This window comes from Curtobacterium sp. B8, assembly GCF_000333315.1.
Classification (GTDB): Bacteria; Actinomycetota; Actinomycetes; order Actinomycetales; family Microbacteriaceae; genus Curtobacterium; species Curtobacterium luteum.
The window spans coordinates 1-898 of the sequence record NZ_BACW01000615.1; the positions used below are offsets into that span (position 1 = coordinate 1).

The 898-nt window shown below is 67.9% G+C and carries 1 protein-coding gene; it reads left to right on the forward strand.

Translation table 11 applies throughout. The features are described 5' to 3' along the window. Positions 1 to 45: 45 nt before the first annotated feature. The coding region (locus I59_RS16630; RefSeq protein WP_261976599.1) for an MFS transporter at positions 46 to 898 on the forward strand (853 nt) is incomplete at its 3' end.

Sequence of the window (898 nt, forward strand, 5' to 3'; positions counted from 1 at the left end):
CGATGGTTCGTCGCGTGCAACCTCGTCGGAAACAGTGCGACCTGGATGCAGCGTGTGGCGCTCGACTGGGCGGTGCTCGAGGCGTCCGGAAGCGCGGTGCTGGTGGGGATCGCGACGATGCTCCAGTTCGGCCCGCTCCTCGTGTTCGGGCTGCTCGGAGGGGCAGTGGTGGACCGGTTCTCACGACGGTCGCTCCTCGTCCTGACCCAGGGGATCGCTTCGGCACTCTCCGTCGTCCTCGGGATCCTCCACCTCTCCGGGGCAGCGACTCTCCCGGTCCTCCTGGTCGCGAGCGCGGCACTCGGTCTCCTCACCGTCGTGGACAACCCGGCGAGGCACGCGATCGTCGGGGATCTGGTGGGGAGGGATCTCATGCCGGCGGCCATCAGCCTGAACGCGTCGGTCTTCCAGCTGGGCAGGCTGATCGGCCCGGTCCTCAGCGGTGCGGCGATCGCGTCCATCGGAGCTGGATGGTCCTTCGTGGCCAACGGTGTCGCGTGTGCGCTGATGGTGATCGGACTCCTCCGCTTGCGTCCTGACGAGATGTTCGAGGAGCCCCGTTCCGCGAGTGACGACGGGATCGGACAGGGTCTCGCCACGGTCAGAGCGATCCCTCTGGTCGGCTGGACGATCATGCTCGTCGGGATCGTGTCGGTGTCGGCCCTCAACCTGCCCGTGCTCCTGACTTCGCTCGCGAGGGAGTCACCGGGGACGGGCGCTCTCGACTACGGGCTGTTCACGACGCTCTGTGCCGTCGGAGCACTCATCGGGGCAGTCCTCCTCGCACATCGACCGTTCGTCTCGTTCACGCGCGTGGTCGGAGCTGCCGCGGTCCTCGGCGTCGTCCAGACGCTCCTCGCCCTACCCGACCAACTCGTCACCGCAGCTGCCTCTCGGA